Origin of the sequence: Sphingomonas sp. Leaf208 (assembly GCF_001421415.1) — a bacterium.
GTDB lineage: Bacteria > Pseudomonadota > Alphaproteobacteria > Sphingomonadales > Sphingomonadaceae > Sphingomonas.
On the sequence record NZ_LMKH01000024.1, the window covers coordinates 1 to 8,723 of the forward strand.

At 55.8% G+C, this 8,723-nt stretch carries 11 protein-coding genes; 7 read left to right on the forward strand and 4 right to left on the reverse strand.

The features are described 5' to 3' along the window. Positions 1-262: 262 nt before the first annotated feature. Positions 263-457, reverse strand: a complete 195-nt coding sequence (locus ASE69_RS12475) for a hypothetical protein (RefSeq protein ID WP_056487106.1) — start codon at positions 455-457, stop codon at positions 263-265. A 412-nt stretch (positions 458-869) separates the two neighbouring features. Further along, complete coding sequence (locus ASE69_RS22985) at positions 870-1,073, reverse strand: hypothetical protein (RefSeq protein ID WP_056487109.1); 204 nt, start codon at positions 1,071-1,073, stop codon at positions 870-872. 478 nt (positions 1,074-1,551) lie between these two features. On the opposite strand from ASE69_RS22985, the gene ASE69_RS12485 reads away from it, so the two are divergent. Together ASE69_RS12485 and ASE69_RS12490 are read left to right on the forward strand one after the other, a co-directional pair. Next, positions 1,552-2,724, forward strand: a complete 1,173-nt coding sequence (locus tag ASE69_RS12485; RefSeq protein WP_056487111.1) for a LuxR C-terminal-related transcriptional regulator — start codon at positions 1,552-1,554, stop codon at positions 2,722-2,724. A 105-nt stretch (positions 2,725-2,829) separates the two neighbouring features. Then, the gene (locus tag ASE69_RS12490; protein WP_056487114.1) at positions 2,830-3,639 is read left to right on the forward strand and encodes an IS5 family transposase; all 810 of its coding nucleotides are present in this window, start codon (positions 2,830-2,832) and stop codon (positions 3,637-3,639) included. 6 nt (positions 3,640-3,645) lie between these two features. Here the strand turns inward: ASE69_RS12490 and ASE69_RS22125 are convergent, their stop codons facing one another. Further along, entirely contained in the window at positions 3,646-3,942 is a 297-nt protein-coding gene (locus ASE69_RS22125; protein WP_156362321.1) for a hypothetical protein, read from the reverse strand. A gap of 307 nt (positions 3,943-4,249) precedes the next feature. On the opposite strand from ASE69_RS22125, the gene ASE69_RS22130 reads away from it, so the two are divergent. From ASE69_RS22130 to ASE69_RS12505, 3 genes are all read left to right on the forward strand, one after another. Beyond that, positions 4,250-4,606 (forward strand): hypothetical protein, encoded by a 357-nt coding sequence (locus ASE69_RS22130; protein WP_156362322.1) that lies wholly within the window; start codon positions 4,250-4,252, stop codon positions 4,604-4,606. Between the two features lie 813 nt (positions 4,607-5,419). Continuing rightward, the gene (locus ASE69_RS12500; protein ID WP_156362323.1) at positions 5,420-5,773 is read left to right on the forward strand and encodes a VOC family protein; all 354 of its coding nucleotides are present in this window, start codon (positions 5,420-5,422) and stop codon (positions 5,771-5,773) included. A gap of 765 nt (positions 5,774-6,538) precedes the next feature. Further along, the gene (locus tag ASE69_RS12505) at positions 6,539-6,913 is read left to right on the forward strand and encodes a hypothetical protein (protein ID WP_056487123.1); all 375 of its coding nucleotides are present in this window, start codon (positions 6,539-6,541) and stop codon (positions 6,911-6,913) included. Positions 6,914-6,924: 11 nt separating this feature from the next. On the opposite strand, the gene ASE69_RS21445 is transcribed toward ASE69_RS12505, so the two are convergent. Beyond that, positions 6,925-7,758, reverse strand: a complete 834-nt coding sequence (locus ASE69_RS21445; RefSeq protein ID WP_162236883.1) for a TonB family protein — start codon at positions 7,756-7,758, stop codon at positions 6,925-6,927. A gap of 445 nt (positions 7,759-8,203) precedes the next feature. On the opposite strand from ASE69_RS21445, the gene ASE69_RS12510 reads away from it, so the two are divergent. After that, the gene (locus ASE69_RS12510) at positions 8,204-8,416 is read left to right on the forward strand and encodes a hypothetical protein (protein ID WP_056487126.1); all 213 of its coding nucleotides are present in this window, start codon (positions 8,204-8,206) and stop codon (positions 8,414-8,416) included. 18 nt (positions 8,417-8,434) lie between these two features. Then, positions 8,435-8,723, forward strand: a 289-nt coding sequence (locus tag ASE69_RS12515) for a recombinase family protein (RefSeq protein WP_162236884.1), incomplete at its 3' end; no start/stop codon positions are given.

The window sequence follows — 8,723 nt, forward strand, 5'->3', positions numbered from 1 at the left end:
CTGACTTTCCTCAAAGCGGATATGGCAGACGGCCGCGAGGAAACCTACAAGGTAACATTCGAAAAAGGTAAGCCACAGACCTGGCTCATTGGTGGCCTTAAGAACGGTAAGTTTGCCGGACTTTACACCGACGACGAGTAGCGGGTACCGCCACGATCCAGATCTGCGTGGCAAATCGCTGACTTTTATAAGCGATTTGCACGCATTACAGTACGAAGGATCAGGACATCGCCCGTGCCGAGGCGATGTCCATAGGACTGACTTAGAGCGGTGATGCGGGGTCGGTCAGGATGCCACAGGCAGCAGCTGCCTTGCCGACTTCAAGCGGCACCTTGGGATCCTTGACCTGCCCAGACACGCGAACGAAGTCGCTGGCCGTCAGGCGGCCTGGGGTCGTATCGCCTTCGCGCGACGCCTTGGCGGCGCGACCGAGTTGCTGCAGCTGGCCAAGCGACAAGTTTGCCTCGAGCCGGTCGCCGACGCACTGCGACTGCGCCGGCTGAAAACCCTATCCCNGACGCCTTGGCGGCGCGACCGAGTTGCTGCAGCTGGCCAAGCGACAAGTTTGCCTCGAGCCGGTCGCCGACGCACTGCGACTGCGCCGGCTGAAAACCATATCCCTCGAGCGAGGTCGCGATTTTTGCTGACGGATTGACGCAGGCCGCAAGCGACACCGTCGCGATGCCGACGCCAACAAGCCCGATCCGGGAAAGACTGCGATGCCGTGCCATGAAAGCCCCTTATTTTAGGAGTCATGCAGTCAGACCGGTATGGCCAATGATCTGCTGATCCCCAGCATCAAACCAGCAAATTAGTCTAAAGGTTTCTGGTATAATTGGCAGCTTATCGCGTACCTAAATACCAATTTATCAAAACTCGGACGATGTCGCAGTATCGGCATTCCCTACTTCGGCACGCGCGCGATAAAGCAACGCAAACTTCTCGTGCAGTCTCTTTGTGCTGCTATCGGTCGAGATCAAAGCGCGGTGACTATGCCACTCTGCGCGCGCAGCGTTGTAAGCGCGGTTGCTGGAATCTCGCTCGGTGTTCGCGATGTTGCTGGTACTACGCATTTTTGTACTCTCCTGCATCTCCCTAACCAGCAAAATGAAAAGTTAACATGGTGCAAAAGTACCTCAACCTTGGTGCATTCGGCATAGTCACCGTAGCATTGCGACCCCTGCCGTCGATTATGGGGCGGATGTAGCGCGTCTGTGGGGTGTCATGCCCAGCGGGTAAATTTGACGAAATTTTTCAAAGGCGGTCTGTCTTCCACACCGGTTTCATTACCTATTGGAGTAAACTAAGATTACACAGCTAGCCAATCCTAGTTACCCATAGAGTGGCGAGCCAAACCTATCACTTCTCTAGCTATAGCCAATACATCAGATATAGTGTTTGGTTAGCCATGCTGACGCGTATACCGATCTGTCCTACAGATCATGATACTTGTTGCCGCCAAGTATCAAAATGGGTCACTCCTTAGGTGACGTGATATTCATTTAATCCAAGCGATGGTTTTGCCGTATCTTCGTTATACGAGGAACGACGATGACAAACGCCTGCATAGATATCTTCACGCGACCCCACCAGCCTTCGACGGGGTGGGTGTCGAACGCGCGCGATCGCGACACGCAATATGAATGCTTTATCGAGCAAAACCCGGCTCCGGCCATCGTTTGCAGCTTGCGCGATCTTCGCTACGTCACCGTCAATCGTAGCTTCCTCACGCTGACGAACAGCGCTGACGACCATTGGCTGCGGCGATCGATATATGAACGGGATATCCTCGACGGGGCAGTGAACGCCGATCTCGTGAAGCGCGCACTTGTCGAGGCGCAAACCATTCCACAGACCTTGGCCGATCTCGCAATGCCTGACGGCACAAGCCGGCGCGTGATCGTGGCAGGCCAGCCGGTGACGGTCGCCGGTCAGCCCTGCATGTTGTTTACCTTCACTGATATTGAAGCGTGGCGGGAGAGCGAGCCGTACCATGCTCGGTATCGAACAAGTGTCGAGGCAGCATTTGCGAACTCGTCGGCATGTATGATGATAGTCGACGCCGCTAATAACGTGGTGAACGTGGCGAACGAAAGCCTATGCTCGCTGACTGGATATCAGGCAGACGAGTTGGCCGGACGTTCGATCTATGACGTGGATCTCTGGCCATCGGGGATAGCATCCGGCACGGTTCATACCAAATGCGGACAGCATCTCGAATGCCTCGTTTCACAGGCCAGTGTTACGGTTGGCGAGCAGACCTATGTGCTTTGGACGTTTCAAGACGTCACCAAACGTAGAATGGACGAACGCGATCTCGCTGCCGCGATCGAAGCCACGATTACGGAATCCAAGTGGCTCAGCCATGCGATATTGGATAATCTGACGCTTCGGTCCGAACCAACGCGTATTAGCGTTCCCTCTGGACTGAACGACCTTACTGTACGCGAGCGCGAAGTGCTGGCGCTGATCTGCGAGGGTATGGACGACAAGACGATGGCGCGTACGCTGAACGTCAGCGGAAACACGGTCCGCAACCACGTTGCTCGCGTTTACAGCAAGATCGGGGTCAACCGTAGAGTAGCAGCAGCGGCCTGGGGCCGGGCACGTGGGTTCGACAGCGGTTCGGTGCGTACAGTTTTGCCATCGGCGCCGTTGACCTGTCCTGAGCCACCAGCGCTTGAGGCCGCATGCATCTCGGTGTGTGCGATTTCGTCATTCTGACCTTTCCCAAAAGGGATCGAATTTTGGGAATGGCCGCAGCAGCCTTACGTCTAACCCTAGAGTCTGTTATGGACTTGGAGGCGGGCCTGATTCATCCGGTATCGGATGAGCATTTGCCGCAAGCCGTACCCGTCTGACGTCAGCACCGAGGAGTGGTCGCTGGTCGCACCGTACCTGCTGTTGCAGCGCGAGGATGCCGGCCAGCGGGGGCACGACCTGCGCGAGGTGTTCAACGGCCTTCGCTACATCGTGAAGACGGGTGCGCCGTGGCGGTGGATGCCGAACGACCTTCCGCCCTGGGCGGCGGTGTACCAGCAGACGCAGCGCTGGCTGGCGGCAGGATGCTTCGAGGCGCTGGTCGACGATCTGCGCGCGGTGTTGCGCCTGGCGGCAGGCCGCAAGGCCGAACCGACCGCCGCGATCATCGACAGTCGAACGCTGCGCTCCACACCGGAGAGCGGCGAGCGTGCCGGCTACGACGGTGGGAAGCGCAAGAAGGGCTCGAAGATCCACATGGCCGTCGATACGCTGGGCCACCTGCTGGCACTTCATGTCACGCCGGCCAGCGCAGAAGACCGCGGCGAGGTAGAGCGGCTCGCGCGTACCGTGCAGGCCGTCACCAACGACACCGTCGAACTTGCCTGGGTCGATCAGGGTTATACCGGCGAGCGAGCCGCCAACGCCGCAGCCAAACACGGCATCACACTTGAGGTCGTCAAATTGCCCGAGGCCAAGCGTGGTTTCGTCCTCTTGCCGCGACGCTGGGTTGTCGAGCGGTCATTCGCATGGGCGACCCGTTTTCGACGCCTCGTCAAAGACTACGAGCGCTACGCTGAAACACTCGCAGGACTTCACGTCATCGCCTTCGCTTGCCTCATGATGAAGCAAGCCGCTGCCTTCGCCGCAGGTTCATAACAGCCTCTAGATTACCTCAAACGTTTCCTTGCCCCAGTACGCACCACTCATTGTTTCAATAAGATATTTACCGGGTTTCAGTAAGCCTCGCGAACCAGTGGATACAAATCCCTTGGGAACATTGGGATAAGCAAAGTTCGTGATGCATAATTCATTTTCACGCTTCATATCAATCGTCCAAACTTCGAGACCTGTCTGATCTTTTAAAGTTGCAAACCTTAGACATGGAATTGCACCGTTGGTAGTTGTTATCTTAAATTCTACATTTTGACGGCTAATCTCGGTTATTTCTATTTCGGACACGCCATTGCAGGCAGAAGTACATAGCCCAAGAAAGACAACACTGCTAATTAACCAGGCTAGTGATCGCATTGTAAAACTCTACCGACTAGGCACCATTAATATGCTTAGCATACACCTACAGCTTCACGCCTGCCACATGCAAGCGTGGCGCATCGTAGGTTTACAACTGTCACGCATACATTCCCGAGTAGGATCGAGTTTCGGGAATGGCCGAGATGGAAAGAGGGCGGACGGTCCGCGTTCCGCAGCGTAGCACATCCAGAAGCCGCTACTTTAAATGGCTTCCTATTGTTTTTAAGGTCGCGGCATGAGCAAGGAGCCACTATTTCCCCACCTACGAAAGGCTTGGCCGTTCGGCTGTCTTACGGTCGGCCTTCTTGCGTCTGGCATCGGCGGTATTGTACTGGTGGGCAACGTGTTGGGTACGTGCAATCGTTCAATCGGTTGTCCTGAAACGCATACTCTGGCCAGTCTGAGTTGGGCGCTATTAATAGCTTCATTATTCGCCGCGCCAATATGGCTGGTCTGCGGGATTTTGAGAAAGCTGGTTTACCCTTCGGGTGGCGCATTTATGACCAACTACCTTCTGACGTTCGTGGTGATTCTTACTGTGCTGTTCTGCTTCAGCCCTGCCGTCGACCTTCTATTCAGGATCGATAGATGAAAGCCCTGACGATCCGCATTAGATGGAAGTGAGTCCGCCTTTGATTAGCATCGGTCGGCACTTTCCTTACCTATAGCCATGTGAGCTACCATTACGGCTGCGGCCTGCGTGTCTGTTTTTCGACGTTCGTGTCCGATCCGGCTTTCTCGCGAGGGAACCAATTTCGGGAATGTCTGGAACGGAGAGTAAAGCAGATCGCCTGCATTCGGGAAGGGGCGAGGGATACCCGCCTATGGCTTTCTCAGATCAACATCTTGAGGTTCAAGGTGGCGGGCGCGGCCGTGGAGCAAATCATTATCGTGAACATCGTTAGGTGGTTTACGTCCGATACCGTCATGACCCACTCTTCTCCGCCCCAGAACACCTCGCCCTGATCACGTATAAGTAGACCTGCATATTTTAGTGCGAAGGAACGGATGCAGCAAGCGACGGTAAATTCTCTCCGACACAGGGAATGGCCGGATTAGCATCGGCAATCTCGAAATAGTAAATTGGCATTAGAACTCCCGAAATTACGCGGGAGCACCAAGTCTCTCAGTCGCCGACAACCAACGATTTACCGTAAGCGAATACCGTAGGGCTTCGGTTCCACTGGACGCATCTGACCTGACGGTCCGTCTGGTAGCTCATGTTTAATCGCATTTCGCTTGGTCTGCCGCCGAGGTAGACGATCAAAAAACGTCTGCAATTGGGCGAACTGTTCGGTGAGAGGTGGCTGGCAACACCCCAAGATTGTGGAGAGCTTGCGCTGCGATATTGTGGAGGACGACACCGTTGAGCTAGCTTATCAATGAGGCTGATCGGAGCATGGTGATGAACATCCAAGGCTTGTATGCGGTGGCATGTGTAACTGACATGCCTCGCGCCGAAGATTGGTATACGACTTTGCTTGCCCGACCCGCTGACGACCATCCTATGCCTGCCCTGACGCAGTGGCGGAACATTGGCACGGCGGGTATTCAATTAATCTGCGATTTCGAGAAGGCTGGACGGTCCGTAGTTACGATCGTGACGCCCAATATGGGCGTGGAAAAGGACAGACTTACCGATCTGGGTCTCGATATCGGCCCGATCAGCCGGGGTAGTTTTGGCGCGATAGCCGAGATTGCTGATCAGGATGGCAACAGGATCATCATAGCGGAGCCCCCAAAGGATTTCACCGGTTGACCAAAGAGCTGATCTCGCACGTCCACCATAATAACGGATACCGGACATATCCACCCGTTTAGCCCAAACCGTCTACTATTGGCATGTCACATGCTGGCAAAGCCTAGAACGTTAGCCTTGTAATAACAGAACTTGTCATTTGCCCACCCCAACCTTTGCTAGAACCCGATTTTATAGGTTCGGAGCAAAAGTCGTGCTGAACCAATGTCCGCTTTCGCGGATGCGAATTGCCCATCTTTGCGTCGGCGATTGGGCGGTTTGGTCATTTTGGCCATTCCCAAAAGGGAAGGACTTCCACGATCAAATTGTACGTCTGATTGAATGGCCTCGCGCCATCGGGCATCGCCTCGGGTGTGTGGTACATTAGAACAAGAGGTAGGACGCATGATGCGAGATTGAATTTGCCGGGTACCCAACGTTTTAAAAACGTTTTGTCGGACATTTTGATATGGATTAATGTGCTTTATCTTGAGAACACTTTGAATTAGCTCGTAGATAGAGAAATAGGGGGGTAGTGCGCCGACCCGCCCCTAGCTGGGAATCTGTCACTCATGGAACATAATAGCGGTAATCAATGCCCCCGCGTGTTCGCGAGGCAACTCGAAGATATGATTGCATTTGCTGATGCAAAGCAGGACTTCGCCTTAGCAGCTTGGCTAAGCCAAGCGCTCGATCGATTGATGGGCGATCATATTAAGCCCTAACCGGGGTTGCCTTCCGCTACGGAATTTGTTGATATCGCTACTCAATGAACTGGAGTGGCGCGTGAGGGGTAACGACGAGGCTGTTCAGCTAGCGATGGCGATACTGCGCTTCCGCAAGTATCGAGCCTCCGTGTTGTCGCGTGATATATTCGGCGAACCGGCCTGGGAAGTGCTTCTTGAGCTGTTCGTCGCGGACGCAAACAGCGTAGGTATTACCGGACGAATTGTTGCGGAAAAACATGACATCTCTACAGCGGTCATAGGGCGTTGGCTCAAACATCTTACTGCCGAAGGCCTTCTGATTGGCGACGGCACCGGGAATGTGGACGATGAGCTAACGCTATCCGGGGTAGGAATGGACAAGATGGAAACCGCGCTACTCGAAGCACGGTTTCTCAAAGACCAATTCGGCCCACAGCCTAGCATAGCAAACTGAAATAGTGCTCGTTACCGGGTCCCCTTCGGTGGAAGCTTGAACTTGACCCGCTGAACGCAGCCTCGACGGCCTGAACCACTCTCTACTACCCGAGCATTGGAAAGCGCATTGCGCGCGGTATCGCCGAACGCCTCGTCCGGTTCAGAACCTAGAACCCTTACGTTTCCTACTTCTCCCCATGGCGCCGTATCATAGCCAATTACGGCCGCCCCTTCGATCCCGCGGCGCCAGAACGCTCTAGGGTAGGCGCTTCCGTCGAGAAGACCCGGGATCGACTTGGGATCCACGATACAACCGGGCTGATCTCCTGTATCAAGAGGCGTGTCTGGCACCGGTACGGGCGCCGCAAGGTTGGCGCGTCCGTTATAGTAAAAGTGATAGGTGCATCCGTGAAACCCCGCTCCCGGCTCGTAGCGGTTGGCGAGCAAAGCTTCCCGGCCGGCGCGCTCGAGCCCTGTATCGCCGGACGTACCCAATGTCTGGACGTTGCCAGGCTTACCCGCGGCGTTAACGTCGAATGCTAGAAACACCCAAGCTGGTCGGCGCGCCGGTTGCGACAGCTTCTCAAAGGCAGGCAGGTTAAGACGCCGGTACTGGCCTGGCTCGCGGGGGCAATTTGAGTCTGTAGGACGAACTCGTTCAAACAGGGCAGGCGCAAACCCTGTGGCATCCGGACGGCTCGCCAGCTCGTACAAATCCGGCATCGACGCCTTCTCGATCGGCGTGACCGATGCTTTGAAGGACACGCTGCATTTCGCCTGCGGCATTCCGGTTGGAAAGCTCGAAGCCGCCAGCGCAGGGGCAAGATCACTCGTGTCGACATACCAACCCGGAGATTCCGTCATATCACGGCGGATCGTGCGGGCACGTCCCTGCGCGTCGATTACGAAGGAGAACCGATATGTGGGTGAGGGGCTTTCGGTAACAGCGGGACCGTAACGCGTCGCAACTGCCGTGAAAGGCCGAACGATACTATCGGCTGCTATCGGCTGCCCTGAACAGGTGACATCGCTGGCAGTGAACGACACGACCTCCGTTCGCTGGGTGGCGAACGGTACCGGGGGGGCAGGGACACTGAGCAGCGCGAGCATCGCAACGGGCATGGCGTGATCTCCGAATTTAAACGTTGATTATCCCGCTGGCGACAACGTGCCTAGTGATCGCTCTAGTGAAAACTCTTGAACCTGCAGAGGTCATAGCCCGCCAAGATTTTCGCTTTCTCAAAACGCGTTCTCATTATATATTCTCATTGAACGCTAACTTTGTTGGCTAGCTGAGAAGGGTCGAACCATGACGATCGACGACGCGCTGCGCGCTTATGCCTCAGGACACAGCTCGTCCAAGGAGACGAAGGAACGTACCGGGCTGGATTATGCTCAGGTCCTGGATGGTCTCGGCCGGCTGAACCTTCGCGTACCACCGCCCGCCTTCGACGGCCCCGACGGCCAAGCGCTGCGTGAGAGCGCAGATCGCTTCACCGCGTTCCTGAAGCAGGCGCGCTGACATGGCGGATCCCCGCTGATGCTCATCGGATATGCCCGGGTCTCGACGTCGGACCAGAATTTAACGCTGCAAACGGACGCTCTGACCGCTGCGGGATGCGAACGGATCTGCAGTGACACGGCGAGTGGCGCGAAAGCCGACCGTCCGGGTTTGTCGGAAGCGTTGAACGTCGCTCGCCGGGGCGACACGCTCGTCATCTGGAAGCTCGACCGCCTTGGCCGTTCGATGAAGGGCCTTGTCGAACTGGCGGCTGACCTTGCTACCCGCGGTATCGAGTTACGGTCCCTGACCGACGGGATCGACACAG